We start from the raw sequence: 18,488 nt of genomic DNA on the forward strand, positions 1-18,488 counted from the left end.
CCCTGCGGGGGGGGGCGGGCGCCCCCCGCCCCCCCCGCCCCCCCCCCCGCGCCCCCCCCCCCCCCCCCCCCCCCCCCCCCCCCCCCCCCCGGGGGGGGGGCCCCCCCGCTTCCATGTCAGCTCCCCGGCCCGAACCGCCGCACCCCCGAGGGCGTCACCACCGCGTGCACCGGCCGGTCGTGCGGCTCCCCGGGGACGTGCTCGACGACCTCCGAGTCGTACAACAGCACCACCAGCGCCGGACGCGCACCCGCCCGCTCCAGCCGCGCCAGCACACGGTCGTAGGAGCCTCCGCCGCGTCCCAGCCGCATCCCGCGCGCGTCGACCGCCAGCCCCGGCAGCAGCACGGCGTCGGCGGTGGTCACGGCGTCCGGCCCGAGGCGCTCGCCGGCGGGCTCGAAGAGAGCCATCCTGCCGCCGTGTTGGACGCGCGCGAGCGAGCCCTCACCCTCGTAGACGCCCCAGTCCAGGTCGTTGTCGGGCAGCAGGACCGGCAGCAGGACGCGTACGCCCCGGGCGCGCAACGCGTCCAGGAGCGCGAGCGTCCCCGGTTCGCTCCCCACGGAGACGTACGCCGCCACCGTCCCGGCCCGCGCCAACTCGGGCAGCTCCAGCGCCCGCCGGGCCAGCGCGGCCGACGTTTCCCGCAGGTCATCCGCCGTCAACCTGTTCCTCACCGCGAGGAGATCGAGCCGCAAACTCCGCTTGTCAGGCTCGCCCGGACGTCCGATGTGACTCAAAGGTTGCTCCCGTACCGTTGCAATACGCTCATATGAGCGCCTATGAACCGGAGCCGCAGATTCCATGCAAAGGCACCGGATATGGTGGCGGGCATGACTCAGTCGCACCCTCGGATCAGCAAGGCTGTCATTCCAGCAGCAGGCCTCGGTACCCGGTTCCTGCCGGCCACGAAGGCCACTCCCAAGGAGATGCTGCCGGTCGTCGACAAGCCGGCGATCCAGTACGTGGTCGAGGAGGCCGTCGCCGCGGGTCTCGACGACGTCCTCATGGTGACGGGCCGCAACAAGCGCCCCCTCGAGGACCACTTCGACCGCAACTACGAGCTGGAGTCGGCGCTTCAGAAGAAGGGCGACGCCAGCCGCCTCGCCAAGGTGCAGGAGTCCAGCGACCTCGCGACGATGCACTACGTCCGCCAGGGCGACCCCAAGGGCCTCGGACACGCCGTCCTGTGCGCCGCCCCGCACGTGGGTGACGAGCCCTTCGCCGTCCTCCTCGGCGACGACCTCATCGACCCCCGCGACCCCCTGCTCCAGCGCATGGTCGAGGTCCAGGAGCAGCGCGGCGGCAGCGTCATCGCGCTCATGGAGGTCGCCCCGGAGCAGATCCACCTCTACGGCTGCGCGGCCGTCGAGACCACCGAGGACAGCGATGTCGTCCAGGTCAGCGGCCTGGTCGAGAAGCCGGACCCGGCCGACGCCCCGTCGAACTACGCGATCATCGGCCGCTACGTCCTCGACCCGCACATCTTCGACATACTGCGCAAGACCCAGCCGGGCCGCGGCGGCGAGATCCAGCTCACGGACGCCCTCCAGCAGCTCGCCGAAGACGAGAAGATCGGCGGCCCGGTGCACGGCGTCGTCTTCAAGGGCCGCCGCTATGACACCGGCGACCGCGGCGACTACCTGCGTGCCATTGTCCGACTCGCGTGCGAACGTGAAGACCTGGGCCCGGACTTCCGGACCTGGCTTCGCAGTTACGTAGCCGAGGAGATGTAAGACGTTGAGCAGCGCCGCGACCCGCGTCACCGGCCAGGACCACTCCGGCCCCGACCACCTGTGGTCGGTGGAGGAGCACCTGGAGGACATCCTCGCCACCGTCCGCCCCCTGGAACCCATCGAGCTGCAGCTGCTCGACGCCCAGGGCTGCGTCCTCGTCGAGGACGTCACGGTGCCGGTGTCCCTGCCGCCCTTCGACAACAGCTCGATGGACGGCTACGCGGTACGGGTCGCGGACGTGTCGGGCGCGAGCGAGGAGTTCCCGGCGGCCCTGGAGGTCGTCGGGGACGTCGCCGCGGGCCAGGCCGAGCTGCTCCACGTGGGCCCCGGCCAGGCCGCCCGCATCATGACCGGCGCCCCGCTGCCGCCCGGCGCCGAGACGGTCGTGCCCGTCGAGTGGACCGACGGCGGGCTCGGCGAGGGCCCGGTGCGCGGCATGCGCGCCCGCAGCCTCGGCCCCGAGGGTGCCACGGGGCACGTGCAGGTGTACCGCCCGGCCGAGGCCCGCGCGCACGTGCGCGCGAAAGGCAGTGACGTGAAGGCCGGCGACCGCGCCCTGGAGGCCGGCACGATCCTCGGCCCGCCCCAGATCGCCCTGCTCGCCGCGATCGGCCGCGGCACGGTCCGGGTGCGCCCGCGCCCGCGCGTGGTGGTGCTCTCCACCGGCAGCGAACTCGTCCAGCCCGACACGGAACTGGGCGCCGGTCAGATCTACGACTCCAACAGCTTCGCCCTCACCGCCGCCGCCCGCGACGCCGGTGCCATCGCCTACCGCGTGGGCGCCGTCGCCGACGACGCCGAGACGCTGCGCTCCACCATCGAGGACCAGCTGGTCCGCGCCGACCTGGTGGTCACCACGGGCGGTGTGAGCGTCGGGGCGTACGACGTCGTCAAGGAGGCCCTGTCCCACGTCGCCGACGCGGACGAGGCGGGCAGCGGCATCGACTTCCGCAAGCTCGCCATGCAGCCCGGCAAACCCCAGGGCTTCGGCTCCATCGGCCCCGACCACACCCCGCTGCTGGCGCTGCCCGGCAACCCGGTGTCGTCGTACGTCTCCTTCGAACTGTTCGTCCGCCCCGCCATCCGCGCCCTGATGGGCCTGGAGGACGTCCACCGGCCCACGACCCGGGCGACCCTGACCGCCGAGAAGGCGCTGACCTCGCCGAAGGGCCGCCGCCAGTTCCTGCGCGGCACGTACGCCGACGGGCGGGTCACCCCGGTCGGCGGCGCCGGATCCCACCTGATCGCGGCCCTCGCCCACGCCGACGCGCTCATCGTCGTCCCCGAGGACACCGAGTCCGTCGAGCCCGGCACCGAGGTCGAGGTGGTCCTGCTCGGCTGAGAGGCGCTGGTTGGGGGTACCGTGTCGCGCACAGCAGGCCCGGACCGGGAGCGCCACACAGCATGAGCATGCAGGACCCCCCTACGCAGGACCGCCTGACGCACATCGACGAGGCGGGTGCCGCCCGCATGGTCGACGTGTCCGAGAAGGACGTGACCGCCCGCACCGCCCGTGCCAGCGGACGCGTCCTCGTCTCCCCCCGCGTGATCGAACTGCTGCGCGGCGAGGGCGTCCCCAAGGGCGACGCCCTCGCGACCGCGCGGATCGCCGGGATCATGGGCGCCAAACGCACCCCGGACCTGATCCCGCTCTGTCACCCCTTGTCGGTGTCCGGTGTGAAACTGGACCTGTCGGTCGCGGACGACGCGGTGGAGATCCTGGCCACCGTGAAGACGACGGACCGCACGGGCGTCGAGATGGAGGCCCTCACCGCGGTCTCCGTCGCCGCGCTCACCGTGATCGACATGGTCAAGGCGGTCGACAAGGGAGCGGTCATCACGGACGTACGGGTGGAGGAGAAGACGGGCGGCAAGTCGGGCGACTGGAGCCGGGCATGACCTACCGCGCTCTCGTCGTCACGGCCTCCAACCGGGCCGCCGCCGGGATCTACGAGGACAAGGGCGGCCCGCTGATCGCGCATGGCCTCAGGGGCTTCGGCTTCGAGGTCGACGGCCCCCAGGTGGTCCCCGACGGCGACCCCGTGGAGGCGGCCCTGCGCGCCGGTGTCGAGACCGGCTACGACGTCATCGTCACCACCGGCGGCACGGGCATCTCGCCCACCGACCGCACCCCCGAGGCGACCCGCCGCGTGATCGACCACGAGGTGCCGGGCATCGCCGAGGCCATCCGGGCCTTCGGCCGGGAGAAGGTGCCGACGGCGGCGCTCTCCCGGGGCCTGGCCGGAGTGGCGGGCGGCACGCTGATCGTCAACCTGCCGGGCTCCAGCGGCGGCGTGAAGGACGGACTGGCGGTCCTGGAGCCGCTGCTGGTCCACGCCGTCGAGCAGCTCCGCGGCGGTGACCACCCCAGACCCGGCAGTGGGGGTGCGAGCTGAACAGCCCATCCTGGCCCGTCGAGCTGGTGGACGGCGACGTCGTCCTCAGGCCGATAAAGCTGCGCGACCAGCGGGCGTGGCGCGAGGTCAACCGGCGCAACCGCGACTGGCTGCGCCCCTGGGAGGCGACCATTCCGCCGCCCACGCCCGGCGGGCCATTGGCGCACCGCCCGACCTTCCGCCAGATGGTCCGCCACCTGAGGTCGGAGGCGAACGCGGGCCGGATGCTGCCCTTCGTCATCGAGTACCAGGGGCGGCTGGTGGGACAGTTGACCGTGGCCGGAATCACCTGGGGCTCGATGTGCTCCGGGCATGTCGGCTACTGGGTGGACGAGGCGGTGGCCGGCCGGGGCGTGATGCCGACGGCGGTGGCGCTCGCCGTGGACCACTGTTTCCGCACGGTCGGGCTGCACCGCATCGAGGTCTGCATTCGCCCCGAGAACGGGCCGAGCCGTCGGGTCGTGGAGAAACTCGGATTCCGCGAGGAGGGGCTCAGGCCGCGTTATCTCCACATCGACGGGGCCTGGCGCGACCACCTCGTCTTCGCGCTCACGGCGGAAGAGGTGCCGGACGGGTTGCTGAGGCGCTGGCACCGGGCACGATCGCAGAGTAATCCGGGAATCCCGCACCACCCCGGAAATTGAATATGTGTTCGAAATTGATCGGCCGGTGACCGTCTTGGGGCATTGAATTCCCGGCCTGGGCGGTCTGCTGATCGCATCGGTCACAAAAAAAGTTCGAAATATCAGCCAGATCGTGCGACACACCGGCTCAATTGGCAGATGGCCTCACGCAAACCCCTCTACCGTGTGAGGCGTGAGCAGCAGCGGCCTCATCTACGCAGTCATTGTCGGGGCCTGGGCCGCCTACTTGGTGCCGATGTGGCTCCGTAGGCAGGACGAGCTGAACGAGGCCCGTCCGACGGAACGCTTCAGCACCGCCATCCGGCTTCTGTCCGGAAAGGCGGCCATGGAGCGCCGGTACGCCAAGGACCTGCGGGCGCGCTCCGCCGACGAGGGGGAGCAGGGCGCCGGCGACCTGGACGCCGTCACCGACTCGGTGGACGTCCGGGCCTTCGCCGTGTCCAAGACGCGTCCGCAGACCCAGGCGCCCGTACCGTCACCCGCCCCCGAGCAGCCGGCCCGCCCGGCACCCGGACCGCACCCGGCGAGCGCCGAACGCGGCCGGGGCCAGGTGCCCGCCGACCGGCGCGGCGCGACCCCCCGGGCGAACAACCAGGCGAGCCAGGCGAACCAGGCGGCCGCAGCGCGGGCCCGGCGCTCGAAGGTGCTCGCGCGCCGTCGGCGCACGACCACCATGCTGTTCCTCGCCTTCACCCTGGGCGCGATCGTCGCCGCGGTCGGGGGCCTGGCCTTCCTGTGGGCGCCCGGTGTGCCCGCCGTCATGCTCAGCGTGTACATCGCGTACCTGCGCTCCCAGGAGCGCCGCCGCTTCACGTACCAGATGGACCGCCGCCGGGCCGAGGCCGCGGCCCAGCGGCTGCGCGAGCGCCAGCGGCAGCCCCGCCGGCACGCCGCCACCGACGAAGAGGCCGACGAACCGGAGGCGGGACCCGAGCCGGCGACCGACCCCGGCCTGTCGGCCCTCGCGGCGGACCGGCGCGCACTCGTCGAGCAGACCGACCACGCCGAGTGGGTCGACCAGCAGCGCGAGCGGCAGCGGCGGCCGGGGCAGGGCGACAGCTGGGAGCCGGTGCCGGTGCCCCTGCCGACCTATGTGACCGCACCCGTCGCGCCCCGGGCCACCAACGACGTGGACCTCGCGGCGCCCGACACCTGGAGCTCGGCGCGGTCGAGCACCGTCACCCCCGATCACGAGGACGCCCCGGCCCCCGCCGACAGCGCGGCCCCCGGCGACGCGGAGGCCTGCACGGAGGAGAGGGCGGACGGCGGCGGCCGCAGTGACGCCCGCCGCGCGGCCTCTGCACGGCGGGCCCGGGAGCGCGGGCGTACCCCGCTGTTCGACCAGTACGAGGACGGGGACCGGCCCCGGGCCGCCAACGAGTAGCCCCGCGAAGCCGCAGGTGACCGCCCCTCGGGAACGGATTTCCAAGCAGGCCGATCGGGGTGCTAAAGTTTCACTCGTTGCAAGGGCCTGTGGCGCAGTCCGGTAGCGCACCTCGTTCGCATCGAGGGGGCCAGGGGTTCAAATCCCCTCAGGTCCACGCAGCTCAGAGCCCCGGTCGGGATCCCCGACCGGGGCTCTGACGTATGCGCACTACTTCTTGAACCGGCTTCCGTTAGGGAAGCGTGTACCCGGCTCGAGAAGGAGTGGAGTGAGCGTGGCTTCTCAACAGGCTCGGCAGTTCCTGGACCATATGCACGAGACCGTCTGGCAGGGCATGGGCCTGATGCCGAGACCGCGCTCGGCCGAGGACGACGCTGAGGCCGCGCGGCTCATCGACGAGTTGCTGCGGATGCGGACCGGGCTGGTCAGCCCCGAGCAGATCGAGAAGCTGCGCGCCGGTCTCCACGAGAACGAGAAGCAACTGCGCGCCATGACCGTGAGCAAGTACGAGAACGCGCGCACGTTACAGAGCCTGCACAAGATGGCCGACAGCGTCGAGCGGGCCGGCCGCGCCCTCGGTTTCCCGGTTCCGCAGCGTCCGCTGCTCGGCACTCTGCCCACCGGCCGGGTGAACGTGATGACCATGCTCGTGCCCGGCACCGGCGAACACCTGGTGCTGTTCGAGTCGGAGTTCTCCGGGTTCGCCTACCTGTCGGCGAAGGCCGTGGCGGAGGTGACGCCGTTCCGGCGGACCCCGGAGGGCGGGGCGGCCTTCGAGCTCGAACCCGACAAGGTCCGCGAACGGCTCGCACGCCACCCGGAGTCGGCCCGGCGGTTCGGCGAGCTGGTGCGCGCGTACCTGGAGACGGGCGTGCCGTTCAACGCGCCCCAGTACCTGCAGGACCCGGTGCGCAACACCTGGGCCGAAATGCTCTGCCGCTCCATGCAGTTGTTCGCGCTCGGCCACGAGTACGGGCACATCCTGAAGGGCCATCTCGGGCAGCAGCGCCCGGCGGCCTGGCTGGGCGGTTCCGAGTCGGGCGACGACCCGGAGGAGCTGGCCTGGAGCAACCAGGAGGAGATCGAGGCGGACGCCCAGGGCGTCTCGCTGTCGGTGGCAGCCGGGCAGTCCGAGGGTCACGACCTCCCGATCGGCTTTCTGGGGGCCGACTTCTACTTCACCATGACGCACGTCCTGGAGCGCGCCATCAGCGTGCTGCGCCATGGCCACGAGAACGTGAGCGAAGATGCCACGACGCATCCGCCGTCGGTGCTGCGGCGCATGATCCTGCGCCATGTGGTGAGCCGTCACCGCACACCGCAGGTCGACGCCGCGATCGGGCTCGGGGAGAACATGGAGCAGGTCGTCGAGATGCTCTGGCGTGACCTGCGGCCACGCCTTGTCGACGCGCACCGGGCCGGAGTGCGGCCCCTTCAGCGCTGGCAGGACTGACCACGCGTCACGCGGTGGGCCCGTACCAGACCACGCCCACCGAGGCGACGATGAGCGCGAGGGTGACGAAGGTCAAGGCGATCGCCACCCGCAGGTCCCGGACGGTGCGGTGGACGCGGGCGCGTTCGGCGGCCACCAGGTCGGTGAGCCGCTGGACGGTCTGCTCCTCCTTCGGGATGCCGAACGCCGAGCGGGAGGACAGGAAGGCACCCACGCACGCCGTGACGACCGCCAGCAGCAGGAGGACGCCGACGAGCACGCGGGCTCCCTGGGCGAGGCCGACGATCGAGTCCCGGCCCCGGACGACCGAGACCGCGGTGACGAGGGTGAGCATGGCGGCCAGTGCCGTACGCCAGTTGGACGCCACCTCCCGCACCGCACGCAACTCCTCGGCGGTTCGGGCGCGCACGGCCTCGGACAGCGTGTGGTCCTCGGACGGCTCGGCCGGGCCGGGTGTGACGCGCACGCCCATCGGTCAGCCACCCCACTCGACGTGCAGGGACCAGGACGCGCCGCAGCCGGTCACGCCCTCGGGCGAGCCCGGATGCGGAACGCCGCAGCAGCACGAGGCGAAGACGTCGTGCGAGCCGTTCGCCCCGGCCGCGCGGCGGGCGGCGCCGCGGAGCAGGGCGGCGATGCCGGGGCGCAGAGGGTCGTCGCGGTTGATCGCGCGGTAGCTGACGAGGGATTCGGCGTGGGCGAAGGAGTGGCGGCAGCGGGGGCAGGTCGCGGCGACGAGGATGAGCTCGGGGGCCGTCTCGTCGGGCTCGACCCGCACGGTCGCGGAAGCCGCCATGTCCGCGTTCCACTCGGCGCGGCTTTCCACGGCGTACTCGAGCACCTCGTCGGCCACGACTTCCCCCTCGCGCATCGACAACCGGACCAGGTTAGCGATCCGGAGGGAGGGGGATCGGCGACCCGGGGAAGTGTCTACAGCGTCTTCGCGAAGCAGCGGCTCGACTCGTAGTGCCGGTAGTAGCCGAACTTGGCGCACGGCTCGTAGCCGCTGGACGTGTACAGGGCTATGGCCTCCGGCTGCTTGAGGCCGGTCTCCAGGACCATGCGGATGCGGCCGGCCGCGCGGGCGTCCTCCTCCAGGGCGGCCAGGATGCGGCGGGCGATGCCCCGGCCGCGCATCTGCTCGATCACGTACATGCGCTTGACCTCGGCGTCGCCGTCCAGGTTGCCTTCGTCGTTCGTGTCCTGGGAGCGCCAGGCGCCCGAGGCGACGGGGGTGCCGAACTCGTCGTACGCGATCAGGTAGATGCCGTTCGGCGGCTCGAAGTCCGATGCGGCCATGACCGTCGCGTCGCCGTCGTCCCCGTAGCGGACGGCGTACTCGGCCTGGACCTCGTCGTTCAGCTTCATGGCGTCGGGGTGGTCGAAGGAGACCCGGCGTATCTGCATGACGGCTACCGTATTCGATCCGGAACTGGACCTCGTCCAGTGTGCCGGTATCGTGCCGGGGTGCTCACTGTGACCTCTGTGAATGTGAATGGGCTGCGTGCCGCCGCGAAGAAGGGCTTCGTGGAGTGGCTCGCGCGGACCGACGCCGACGTGCTGTGTCTCCAGGAGGTGCGGGCCGAGCCGGAACAACTGCCCGGGACCGTCCGGGACCCCGAGGGCTGGCACGTGGTGCACGCGCCGGCCGCCGCGAAGGGGCGGGCCGGGGTGTCCCTCTACAGCCGGCGTGAGCCCGACCGGGTCCAGGTCGGGTTCGGGTCGTCCGAGTTCGACGGCAGCGGGCGGTACGTGGAGGCCGATCTGCCGGGGGTCACGGTCGCTTCCCTGTATCTGCCCTCGGGTGAGGTCGGGACCGAGCGGCAGGACGAGAAGGAGCGCTTCATGGGCGAGTTCCTCGCCCATCTGAAGGGGCTCCGGGAGCGGGCCGCCGCCGAGGGGCGCGAGGTGCTGGTCTGCGGCGACTGGAACATCGCCCACCAGCGGGCCGACCTGAAGAACTGGCGCGGCAACACCAAGAGCTCCGGGTTCCTGCCCGAGGAGCGGGAGTGGCTGTCCCGGGTCTTCGATCCCGCGGACGGCGGGTACGTCGACGTCGTGCGCGCCCTGCACCCGGACACCGAGGGGCCGTACTCGTGGTGGTCGTACCGCGGGCGGGCCTTCGACAACGACACCGGCTGGCGGATCGACTATCACGTGGCCACCCCGGGTCTCGCCGGCCGGGCGGTCAAGGGGTTCGTGGAGCGGGCCGCCACGCACGCGGAGCGGTGGTCCGACCACGCGCCGGTGACCGTGGTGTACGACCGTCAGGGCACCGCCTAGGACCTGCGCATCCTGCGGTCCATCGCCAGGGACAGCTCCGCCTCCACCACGCTCCGGGCCAGCGGGCGCAGGCGGGGCAGGTCGTCCTCGGAGGCGTGGCGCAGGACCAGGCCGGTGAAGAGTTCGGCGAGGGCGTCGGCGTGGGTGCGGACCTGTTTGGCCGCGCCGAGGACCTCCGCGAGGGGGATGCCCTCGCGGACCAGGGCCGAGGAGACGTCCAGGAGGCGGCGGCTGATGTGGACGATCTCGTCGCCGTCGGTGCCGAGGTAGCCGAGCTCCATCGCGGCGGCGAGGTTCTCGGGGGTGGCCTCGCCCGCGAAGTGGTCGGCGAGTTCCTCGGGGGTGAGGTGGACCGGCTCCTCCTCGGTGGGGGCGCCGACGCCGAGCAGGTCACCGACGTCCCGGCCGTGGTCGAAGGCCTCCGCCAGCTCCGCGATGCCGCTGAGGGTGTGGCCGCGTTCCAGCAGGGCCGTGATCGTGCGCAGCCGGTTGAGGTGATGGTCGTCGTACCAGGCGATACGGCCTTCCCGGCGAGGCGGCGGGATCAGCTTGCGTTCGCGGTAGAAGCGCAGGGTGCGCACCGTGATCCCGGCCAGGCGGGCCAGCTCTTCCATGCGGTATTCACGCTTCTCGGCCACCTGGGCACCTTAAGGCGTACCGACGGTAACTTTCCTCGGCCGCCCCCTACCCATCAGTACGCGACTGTCCTACTCTCCCATTGCGCCAGTGTTCACTGGCATGGTTCTCGTGGTGTGTGGAGGTGTCGGCATGGGCGAACGCGAACACGAACGCGAGCATGTGCGGGTCGCTGTGGTCGGGTCCGGGTTCGGCGGGCTGGGGGCCGCCGTGCGGCTGCGCCGCGAGGGCGTCACCGACTTCGTCGTGCTGGAGCGGGCTAGCAGTGTCGGCGGGACCTGGCGGGACAACAGCTACCCGGGGTGCGCCTGTGACGTGCCGTCGCATCTGTACTCGTTCTCCTTCGCGCCCAATCCCGACTGGCCGCGCACCTTCTCGGGGCAGGAGCACATCCGCGCCTACCTGGAGCACGTGACGGACACCTTCCGGCTGCGGCCGCACATCCGCTTCGACTCGGAGGTGAAGCGGATGACGTGGAACGCCGAGCGGCTGTGCTGGGACATCGAGACCAGCAGCGGGAGTCTGTCGGCGGATGTCGTGGTGTCCGCCACCGGGCCGCTGTCCGATCCGAAGGTGCCGGACATCCAGGGACTGGACTCCTTTCCCGGCAAGGTCTTCCACTCGGCCCGCTGGGACCACGACTACGACCTGCGCGGCAAGCGCGTCGCGATGGTGGGGACGGGGGCCTCGGCCATCCAGATCGTGCCGGCCATCCAGCGCGAGGTGTCGCGGCTCACGCTCTTCCAGCGCACCCCGCCGTGGGTGATGCCCCGCGTCGACCGGGCCATCAGCGACGCCGAGCGGTGGCTCCACCGGCAGCTGCCCATCACCTCGCAGCTGCGCCGCGGACTGCTGTGGGGCATCCGGGAGTTGCAGGTCCAGGCGTTCACCAAGCGGCCGAACGAACTCGGCTTCGTCGAGCAGCTGGCCAAGCGCAACATGGCCCGCGCCATCAAGGACCCGGCGCTGCGGGCGAAGCTCACCCCCGACTACCGCATCGGCTGCAAGCGGATCCTGCTGTCCAGCGAGTACTACCCGGCGCTCGCGCAGCCGAACGTGGACGTCGTCGCGAGCGGGCTCACCGAAGTCCGCGGATCGACCCTCGTCGCCGCCGACGGCAGCGAGGCCGAGGTGGACGCGATCGTCTTCGGCACCGGGTTCCACGTCACCGACATGCCCATCGCCGACCGGGTCGTGGGCGCCGACGGGCGGACCCTGGCCGAGACCTGGAAGGGCGGCATGGAGGCCCTGCGCGGTGCCTCCGCCGCCGGCTTCCCCAACTGGATGACGATCATCGGGCCCAACACCGGCCTCGGGAACTCCTCGATGATCCTCATGATCGAGTCCCAGCTGAACTACCTCGCCGACTTCGTCCGCCAGCTCGACGTCCTCGGCGGCAGGGTCGCCCTCGACGCCCGGCCGAGCGCGGTGAGCGCCTGGAACCACCGGGTGCAGGAGCGCATGAAGCGGACCGTGTGGAACACCGGCGGCTGCACCAGCTGGTACCTCGACGCGAGCGGCCGCAACACCACCATCTGGCCCGGCACGACAGCCGAGTTCCGGCGGGCGACGCGGCGGGTGGACCTCGCGGAGTACGACGTCCTGCGGGCCCCCGTGACGACCACCGAGAAGGCTGCCGAGCAGAAGGCCGGGGTGGACGCGTGAGCCGCCTCCTGTCCGCCGACTCCGGGCCCTACGCCCCGCCCGCCCCCGCGCGCGAACTGACCGCCGTCTCCGCCGACGGCGCCCGGCTGCACGTCGAGATCCACGGGCCCGAGACAGCCCCCGCCGTCGTCCTCGCCCACGGCTGGACCTGCTCCACCGCCTTCTGGGCGGCCCAGATACGCGACCTCGCCGCCGACCACCGGGTCATCGCCTACGACCAGCGCGGCCACGGACGCAGCCCCGCGAGCCCCGCCTGCACCACCGACGCCCTCGCCGACGACCTCGAAGCCGTACTCGAAGCCACCCTCGCGCCCGGCGAACAGGCCGTGATCGCCGGGCACTCCCTGGGCGGCATGACCGTGATGGCGGCCTCCGGGAGAACCGCCTTCCGCGAGCACACCGCCGCCGTCCTGCTGTGCAGCACGGGCAGTTCACAGCTGGTCGCGGCGTCCACGGTCGTCCCCATGCGGCCCGGGCGGCTGCGGACCTGGCTGACCCGGCGGATCCTCGGCTCCCGGGCACCGCTCGGCCCGGTCACGCCCTTGGCCCGCCGGATCCTCAAGTACGGGACTATGGGCCCGGGTTCGGCCCCGCACATGGTCGAGGCCTGCGCCCGCATCGTGCACGCCTGCCCCCGCAAGGTCCGCTACGCCTGGTCCCACGTGCTGGACCTGCTCGACCTGGACCACGGCGTACGGGAACTGGACGTGCCCACGGCCGTGGTGGCCGGTACGGCGGACCGGCTCACGCCGCCGGTGCACGCCCGGGCCCTGGCCGCCGCGCTGCCGCACTGCACGGGGCTCATCGAGCTGCCCGGCATCGGCCACATGACGCCGGTCGAGGCGCCCGAGCTGGTCACCGGGAAGATCCGCGAACTCGTCCAGGCACACATCCAGGCACACATCCAGGTCGTATCCGAGGAGAGCGCATGAGCAGGGTGAGCCTCGAAGGCAGGGTCGCCGTGGTGACCGGGGCGGCGCGCGGCGTCGGGGAGTTGCTGGCCCGCAAGCTCTCCGCGCGCGGGGTGAAGGTGGCGCTGGTGGGACTCGAACCGGACGCGCTCAAGGAGGTCTCCGGGCGGCTGCACAGCGACAGTGACCACTGGCACGCCGACGTCACCGACCACGAGGCGATGGCCCGGGTCGCGCAGGAGGTCAAGGAGCGCTTCGGCCGGGTCGACATCGTCGTCGCCAACGCCGGTGTCGCCACGGGCGGTCCGTTCGCCGACTCCGACCCGGAGTCCTGGCGGCGGGTGATCGAGGTCAACCTGATCGGTTCCGCGGTGACGGCCCGCGCCTTCCTGCCCCTGCTGCTGGAGAGCCGGGGATACCTGCTGCAGATCGCGTCCCTCGCGGCGATCGTCCCGGCGCCGATGATGACCGCGTACTGCGCGTCCAAGTCCGGTGTGGAGGCGTACGCGCACAGCCTGCGCGCCGAGATCGGGCACCGGGGCGTGAAGGTCGGCGTCGGGTACCTGTCGTGGACCGACACCGACATGGTGCGCGGGGCCGACCAGGACGACGTCATGCGGGAGTTGAGGCAGCGGCTGCCCTGGCCGTCCAACAAGACGTATCCGCTCGGCCCGGCGGTGGACCGGCTCGTGGCCGGGATCGAGCGCCGGTCGAGCCACGTCTACGGGCAGTGGTGGCTGCGCGGCATGCAGGGCGTGCGCGGATATCTGCCCGGGGTCATCGGAACGGTGGGCCAGCGCGAGATGCGGCGGTTCGCGGACCGGCTGACCGGCATGCGCACGGGCCTCGTCGGGGCGGGCGGAGCGGCCGATGAGCAGCAGAGAACTACGCTCCGTAAGTGATCGACATGCGCAGCGTCACGGGCCGTGTGAATCTGGTCGAGCCAGATCCCCTCACCCCCAACGGGAGTGAACCCACATGGGTATGAAGGACCAGTTCCAGGAGAAGTCCGAGCAGTGGCAGAACCAGGCCAAGCAGAAGGCCGACCAGGCCCGTGAGCAGATGCAGGGCCGTGGTCGCCGGCGTGACGAGGACATGGACCCCTCGCAGCCGCAGCGCGACCGTGGTGGCGACCGCGACCGCGAGCGTGAGCGCGAGCAGGAGGACCGCTTCGACCAGGACTACGACGCCTGACGTTGCGTGCTGAAGGGAAGGGGTGCCCCGCGCGGGGGCACCCCTTCCTCACGTCCGAAACTCCCGGGCCTCCTCAGGTCCTGGGCGGCAGCTTCGGACGGGAGCGGTCCGGGACGTCGCTGTAGGTCGGCGGTTTCGCCGGCGGGTCGGTCTCCAGCAGCCCGAGCGCCAGCTCCACCGCGTCGGTCAGCTGGGCGTGGCGCCCCTCCGCCCAGTCCAGCGGGGTGCGCAGGACGTCGATGTCGGGGGCGACGCCCTTGTTCTCCACCGACCAGCCGTAGGCGTCGAACCAGGCCGCGTTCATCGGCACCGTGATGACCGTGCCGTCCCCCAGCTCGTGCCGGCCGGTCATGCCGACCACACCGCCCCAGGTGCGCTGCCCCACCACGGGGCCCAGCTTCAGCAGCTTGAACGCGGCGGTGATCATGTCGCCGTCGGAGGAGGTCGCCTCGTCCGCCAGCGCAACCACCGGGCCCCGCGGCGCGTTCGAGGTGTACGACACCGGCTGGGCGTCACGGGTCAGGTCCCAGCCCAGGATCGTGCGGCTCAGCGTCTCGATGACCAGCTCGCTGATGTGACCGCCGGCGTTGCCACGCACGTCCACGATCAGCGCGGGCCGCGACACCTCCATGCGCAGATCCCGGTTGAACTGCGCCCAGCCCGAACCGCCCATGTCCGGGATGTGCAGATACCCGCACCGCCCGCCGCTCAACTCCCGCACCACCGCCCGGCGTTTGGCCACCCAGTCCTGGTAGCGCAGCGGCCGCTCGTCGACGAGCGGGACGACGGCGACCCGCCGGGGCGGTCCCGTGCCCTCCGCGGGGGAGAAGGTCAGCTCCACCGTCGTACCGCCCGCGCCCGCCAGCAGCGGGTACGGGCCCGCGTCCGGATCCACCGGGCGGCCGTCGACATGGGTCAGGACCGCCCCCTCGCGGATGCCCGTACCGGCCAGCGGGGAGCGGGCCTTGGAGTCGGAGGAGTCGCCGGGCAGGATCCGCTTGACCATCCAGCCGCCGTCCCGGCGTACGAAGTTGGCGCCCAGCAGACCCTGCCGGCGCTGGTAGTGCGGCGGGCCCTCGTTGCGCCGGGCGGCGGTGACGTAGGCGTGGGAGGTGCCCAGCTCGCCCAGCACCTCGCGCAGCAGGTCGGCGAACTCGTCCGGGGAGGCGACCCGTTCGACCAGCGGACGGTACTGGTCCAGCACCCCGTCCCAGTCGATGCCGCACATGCCCGGCTCCCAGAAGTACGCCCGGATCAGCCGCCCGGCCTCCTCGTACGCCTGCCGCCACTGAGCCGCCGGGTCGACCACGTGCAGGATGCGGCGCGCGTCGATCCACACCGTCGTGTCCAGGTCGCCGGGCTCGGTCGCGGGCACCGCGCGCAGCTCGCCCTCGTCGACGATCACCAGCCGGGTGCCGTCGCCGCTGACCGCGAAGAAGTCCAGGTGCACGGCGAGTTCGGTCTTCTTGGCCTTGGTGATGCCGAAGTGCTCCAGGGTCGGCCGGCCGCTGGTGTCGTCCGGGTTCGCGAACGTCTCGCCCAGCGCGCCCGAGATCGGCCAGCGCAGCCACACCAGCCCGCCGCCGGCCACCGGGTGCAGCGCCGAGTACTTGGAGGCGGCCACCGGGAACGGCGTGACCCGGCTCTCCAGCCCCTCGACCTCGACGGTCACCGCCCCGTTGTCCCCGTTCTCGTCGTCCTCCACCGGATCCAGGCCCCCGGCGGCCGGGCGGCCCTCCGGGTTCACCGCGAACGGGGAGGGCGTCGCGGAGGACAGCGGCACGAGATACGGGCGGCAGCCCAGCGGGAAGGACAGGTCGCCGGTGTGCACGTCGTAGACGGGGTCGAAGCCGCGCCAGGAGAGGAAGGCGAGGTAGCGGCCGTCGCGCGTGAAGACCGGGTTCTCGTCCTCGAAACGGCCGTTGGTGACGTCCACGATGAACTTGTCTTTGATCCGAGCCATCTTGATCTGCCGCAGCGTCCTCCCGATGCCCGGATGCGACCAGGTCAGCCATCCCCCGTCCGGGGAGAACGCGAGGTCGCGCACGGGCCCGTTGATCGACCGGATCAGCTCGGTGACCTCGCCGTCGGACTCCTCGGTGACGTCCACGAGCAGCAGTCGTCCGTCGTGCGAGGCGACCGCCAGCCGCTCGCCCTCGAGGTCCGACACCAGCTCGCGGACCCGGCCCAGCGCGCCCGAGGCCAGCCGCCTGGGCTCGCGGTCGCCGCTCGCCCGGGGCAGGGAGGCGATCTCGATCGCGTCCTCGCCCTCCGCGTCCGTCACGTACGCCACCCGCCCGCTCGCGCCGAGCATCTCCGGCATCCGCACCCGGACGCCCGGGGTGTCGGTGAGGGTGCGGGCAGGCCCGTCCCGGTGGGTGAGCCAGTACAGGCTGCCGCGCACGACGACCGCGCCGGCCCGCCCGGTCTCGTCGACCGAGATGCCGTCGACGTGCTGGGCCGCGGGTACCTGGTACGGGCGCCGCCCCGGGCGCGGTCCGCTCAGCCGTACGTCCAGCCGGCGCGGCTCGGAGTCCGGTGACAGGTCGTCGACCAGCCACAGGTCGCCCGCGCACTGGTACACCACCCGGGTGCCGTCGCTCGCGGCGTGCCGGGCGTAGAAGGCGTCGTGGTCGGTGTGCCGGCGCAGGTCGGAACCGTCGTAGGCGCACGAGTAGAGGTTGCCGACGCCCTCGTGGTCGGAGAGGAAGGCGATCCTGCCGCCGACGAACATGGGGGAGTGCAGATGGCCGCCGAGGCCTTCGAGCAGCCGTTCGCCGTGCAGCCACAGCCTGCCCATGGCCCCGCCCCGGTAGCGCTTCCAGGCGGCCGGCTCGTGCGGCGGGGTGCCGGTGAGGAGGAGCGACTTGCGCTCCCCGTCCAGATCGGCGACCTGGATGTCGGCGACCGGCCCCCAGGGCAGCTTGCGGCCCGGGTCGCCGTCCGGGGAGACCTTGTACGCCCAGGTGAAGTACGAGAAGGGCTCGCCGTGCGAGGCCACGGCCAGGATCTCGCCCTCCGGGGTCCAGCCGCAGACCCGCGTGTCGGCGCTGCCCCAGTGGCTCACCTGCCGGGCCGGGCCGCCGTCCACCGGCGCGAGATGGACCTCGGGCACCAGGCTGCGCCAGCTCGTGTACGCGAGGTGCCGTCCGTCGGGCGAGAAGCGGGGGTGGCCCACCTTGGTGCGGTCGACGGTGAGCCGCCAGGCGCGGCCGGGGCCGTCCAGCGGGGCGAGCCAGAGGTCGTCCTCGGCCACGAAGCAGAGCAGGTCGTCATGGAGGTGCGGCAGACGCAGATAGGTCACGTCTTCATGCTTTGCCGGGGGACGGAGTGTAGCAAGTTCTGGCAAACCGGACCGCTGTCATGGTTGGGGCCGCGGCCGTGACCCAGGACACGTACGAAACGGTTTCGTTCCCATAAGGGGGTGCGCTATCTTCGTGGTGTACGAAACCGTGTCGTTCGGAGCAGGAAGGTGAGAGAGATGGCTGAGGTCGCCACCGCGCGTCGCAGTCGGATCACCCCCGAGCGTGAGGCCGAGCTGTACGCGGCCGTGCTCGACCTGCTCCGCGAGGTCGGCTACGACGCCCTCACCATGGACGCCGTGGCCGCCCGCACGCGCTCCAGCAAGGCGACGCTCTACCGCCAGTGGGGCGGCAAGCCGGAGCTGGTGGCGAAGGCGATCCGGCACAACAAGCCGGGCGGCATCGCCGACGTCGACACGGGATCCCTGCGGGGCGACCTGCACGCCCTCACCTCCCGTGAGGACGACTGCACCATGCAGCAGAACGCCGCGCTGATGCGCGGTCTGTTCATGGCGGTGCACAACAACCCGGACCTGCTCCAGGCCTTCAAGGAACTGCTCATCGAGCCCGAGATGGAGGAGTTCCACCGGGTGGTGCAAAGAGCGGTCGACCGCGGTGAGGTCGAGGCCGGCCGCCCGGCGCTGGACTACATCGTGCACATGCTCGTCGGCGCCTTCGCCACGCGCACGCTGATCGACGACCAGCCGCCCACGCAGGCGTTCCTCACCTCGTACATCGACGCCGTGGTCCTCCCCGCCCTCGGCATTCCCGTCGACTGACAAACCCCCTCAGTCAAACCCCCTCAGTCACATCCCCACCTGACGTCACCGCTCACGTCGTCGGGCTGATCAGCCCTGCCCAGAACCGACCCCACGACCTGACCG

19 protein-coding genes and 1 tRNA gene are annotated in these 18,488 nt (G+C 71.9%); 14 read left to right on the top strand and 6 right to left on the bottom strand.

Going from position 1 to position 18,488, the window contains the following annotated elements; all coding sequences use genetic code 11:
* Positions 1–116: 116 nt before the first annotated feature.
* Positions 117–740, bottom strand: a complete 624-nt coding sequence (locus ACZ3I3_RS09030) for a 5-formyltetrahydrofolate cyclo-ligase (protein WP_467363723.1) — start codon at positions 738–740, stop codon at positions 117–119.
* A gap of 93 nt (positions 741–833) precedes the next feature.
* On the opposite strand from ACZ3I3_RS09030, the gene galU reads away from it, so the two are divergent.
* From galU to ACZ3I3_RS09070, 8 genes are all read left to right on the top strand, one after another.
* Positions 834–1,736 (top strand): UTP--glucose-1-phosphate uridylyltransferase GalU, encoded by a 903-nt coding sequence (gene galU / locus ACZ3I3_RS09035; RefSeq protein ID WP_467363725.1) that lies wholly within the window; start codon positions 834–836, stop codon positions 1,734–1,736.
* Positions 1,737–1,740: 4 nt separating this feature from the next.
* Complete coding sequence (gene glp / locus ACZ3I3_RS09040; RefSeq protein ID WP_467363726.1) at positions 1,741–3,078, top strand: molybdotransferase-like divisome protein Glp; 1,338 nt, start codon at positions 1,741–1,743, stop codon at positions 3,076–3,078.
* A gap of 62 nt (positions 3,079–3,140) precedes the next feature.
* A complete protein-coding gene (gene moaC, locus ACZ3I3_RS09045; protein WP_029180854.1) occupies positions 3,141–3,635 on the top strand; it encodes a cyclic pyranopterin monophosphate synthase MoaC in 495 nt (164 codons plus the stop codon).
* Entirely contained in the window at positions 3,632–4,132 is a 501-nt protein-coding gene (locus ACZ3I3_RS09050; protein WP_020276509.1) for a MogA/MoaB family molybdenum cofactor biosynthesis protein, read from the top strand. Before moaC ends, ACZ3I3_RS09050 begins: the two co-directional genes overlap by 4 nt.
* Before the next feature lie 23 nt (positions 4,133–4,155).
* Entirely contained in the window at positions 4,156–4,776 is a 621-nt protein-coding gene (locus ACZ3I3_RS09055; protein ID WP_467364007.1) for a GNAT family N-acetyltransferase, read from the top strand.
* A 172-nt stretch (positions 4,777–4,948) separates the two neighbouring features.
* Entirely contained in the window at positions 4,949–6,160 is a 1,212-nt protein-coding gene (gene sepX / locus ACZ3I3_RS09060; RefSeq protein WP_467363728.1) for a divisome protein SepX/GlpR, read from the top strand.
* 83 nt (positions 6,161–6,243) lie between these two features.
* Positions 6,244–6,317, top strand: a tRNA-Ala gene (locus tag ACZ3I3_RS09065).
* A 117-nt stretch (positions 6,318–6,434) separates the two neighbouring features.
* The gene (locus ACZ3I3_RS09070) at positions 6,435–7,613 is read left to right on the top strand and encodes a M48 family metalloprotease (protein WP_467363729.1); all 1,179 of its coding nucleotides are present in this window, start codon (positions 6,435–6,437) and stop codon (positions 7,611–7,613) included.
* 7 nt (positions 7,614–7,620) lie between these two features.
* Here the strand turns inward: ACZ3I3_RS09070 and ACZ3I3_RS09075 are convergent, their stop codons facing one another.
* Genes ACZ3I3_RS09075 through ACZ3I3_RS09085 form a run of 3 tightly spaced genes read right to left on the bottom strand, consistent with a single transcriptional unit; the run spans position 7,621 to position 9,020 of the window.
* Positions 7,621–8,085 (bottom strand): hypothetical protein, encoded by a 465-nt coding sequence (locus tag ACZ3I3_RS09075; RefSeq protein WP_467363730.1) that lies wholly within the window; start codon positions 8,083–8,085, stop codon positions 7,621–7,623.
* 3 nt (positions 8,086–8,088) lie between these two features.
* Complete coding sequence (locus ACZ3I3_RS09080; protein WP_467363732.1) at positions 8,089–8,484, bottom strand: hypothetical protein; 396 nt, start codon at positions 8,482–8,484, stop codon at positions 8,089–8,091.
* A 59-nt stretch (positions 8,485–8,543) separates the two neighbouring features.
* Positions 8,544–9,020 (bottom strand): GNAT family N-acetyltransferase, encoded by a 477-nt coding sequence (locus tag ACZ3I3_RS09085; protein WP_467363733.1) that lies wholly within the window; start codon positions 9,018–9,020, stop codon positions 8,544–8,546.
* Between the two features lie 60 nt (positions 9,021–9,080).
* Between ACZ3I3_RS09085 and ACZ3I3_RS09090 the strand changes: the two genes are divergently transcribed.
* Entirely contained in the window at positions 9,081–9,896 is an 816-nt protein-coding gene (locus tag ACZ3I3_RS09090) for an exodeoxyribonuclease III (RefSeq protein WP_467363735.1), read from the top strand.
* Here ACZ3I3_RS09090 and ACZ3I3_RS09095 read toward each other — a convergent pair.
* Positions 9,893–10,534 carry a MerR family transcriptional regulator gene (locus tag ACZ3I3_RS09095; protein WP_467363736.1) on the bottom strand — a complete coding sequence of 214 codons (642 nt, stop codon included), beginning with the start codon at positions 10,532–10,534 and terminating at the stop codon, positions 9,893–9,895. The genes ACZ3I3_RS09090 and ACZ3I3_RS09095 overlap by 4 nt on opposite strands.
* 130 nt (positions 10,535–10,664) lie before the next feature.
* Between ACZ3I3_RS09095 and ACZ3I3_RS09100 the strand changes: the two genes are divergently transcribed.
* The 4 genes from ACZ3I3_RS09100 (at position 10,665) to ACZ3I3_RS09115 (ending at position 14,302) form a co-directional block, all read left to right on the top strand.
* A complete protein-coding gene (locus ACZ3I3_RS09100) occupies positions 10,665–12,197 on the top strand; it encodes a flavin-containing monooxygenase (RefSeq protein ID WP_467363737.1) in 1,533 nt (510 codons plus the stop codon).
* Positions 12,194–13,129, top strand: coding sequence for an alpha/beta fold hydrolase (locus ACZ3I3_RS09105; protein ID WP_467363738.1), 936 nt, complete (start codon positions 12,194–12,196; stop codon positions 13,127–13,129). Before ACZ3I3_RS09100 ends, ACZ3I3_RS09105 begins: the two co-directional genes overlap by 4 nt.
* Positions 13,126–14,010, top strand: a complete 885-nt coding sequence (locus ACZ3I3_RS09110; protein WP_467363739.1) for an SDR family oxidoreductase — start codon at positions 13,126–13,128, stop codon at positions 14,008–14,010. Before ACZ3I3_RS09105 ends, ACZ3I3_RS09110 begins: the two co-directional genes overlap by 4 nt.
* Positions 14,011–14,086: 76 nt before the next feature.
* A complete protein-coding gene (locus ACZ3I3_RS09115) occupies positions 14,087–14,302 on the top strand; it encodes a hypothetical protein (protein WP_467363740.1) in 216 nt (71 codons plus the stop codon).
* Positions 14,303–14,375: 73 nt separating this feature from the next.
* Here the strand turns inward: ACZ3I3_RS09115 and ACZ3I3_RS09120 are convergent, their stop codons facing one another.
* The gene (locus ACZ3I3_RS09120; protein ID WP_467363741.1) at positions 14,376–17,606 is read right to left on the bottom strand and encodes a S41 family peptidase; all 3,231 of its coding nucleotides are present in this window, start codon (positions 17,604–17,606) and stop codon (positions 14,376–14,378) included.
* Between the two features lie 177 nt (positions 17,607–17,783).
* On the opposite strand from ACZ3I3_RS09120, the gene ACZ3I3_RS09125 reads away from it, so the two are divergent.
* A complete protein-coding gene (locus ACZ3I3_RS09125; protein ID WP_467363742.1) occupies positions 17,784–18,383 on the top strand; it encodes a TetR/AcrR family transcriptional regulator in 600 nt (199 codons plus the stop codon).
* Positions 18,384–18,488: the final 105 nt, after the last annotated feature.

It is taken from the genome of Streptomyces sp. NPDC016851 (genome assembly GCF_055562795.1).

Coding starts and splice junctions, on each gene's coding strand:
- ACZ3I3_RS09100 (WP_467363737.1), top strand. CDS start 10,665: ATGGGCGAACGCGAACACGAACGCGAGCATGTGCGGGTCGCTGTGGTC.
- ACZ3I3_RS09110 (WP_467363739.1), top strand. CDS start 13,126: ATGAGCAGGGTGAGCCTCGAAGGCAGGGTCGCCGTGGTGACCGGGGCG.
- ACZ3I3_RS09080 (WP_467363732.1), bottom strand. CDS start 8,484: ATGCGCGAGGGGGAAGTCGTGGCCGACGAGGTGCTCGAGTACGCCGTG.
- ACZ3I3_RS09085 (WP_467363733.1), bottom strand. CDS start 9,020: ATGCAGATACGCCGGGTCTCCTTCGACCACCCCGACGCCATGAAGCTG.
- moaC (WP_029180854.1), top strand. CDS start 3,141: ATGAGCATGCAGGACCCCCCTACGCAGGACCGCCTGACGCACATCGAC.
- galU (WP_467363725.1), top strand. CDS start 834: ATGACTCAGTCGCACCCTCGGATCAGCAAGGCTGTCATTCCAGCAGCA.
- ACZ3I3_RS09050 (WP_020276509.1), top strand. CDS start 3,632: ATGACCTACCGCGCTCTCGTCGTCACGGCCTCCAACCGGGCCGCCGCC.
- ACZ3I3_RS09115 (WP_467363740.1), top strand. CDS start 14,087: ATGGGTATGAAGGACCAGTTCCAGGAGAAGTCCGAGCAGTGGCAGAAC.
- ACZ3I3_RS09125 (WP_467363742.1), top strand. CDS start 17,784: ATGGCTGAGGTCGCCACCGCGCGTCGCAGTCGGATCACCCCCGAGCGT.
- ACZ3I3_RS09075 (WP_467363730.1), bottom strand. CDS start 8,085: ATGGGCGTGCGCGTCACACCCGGCCCGGCCGAGCCGTCCGAGGACCAC.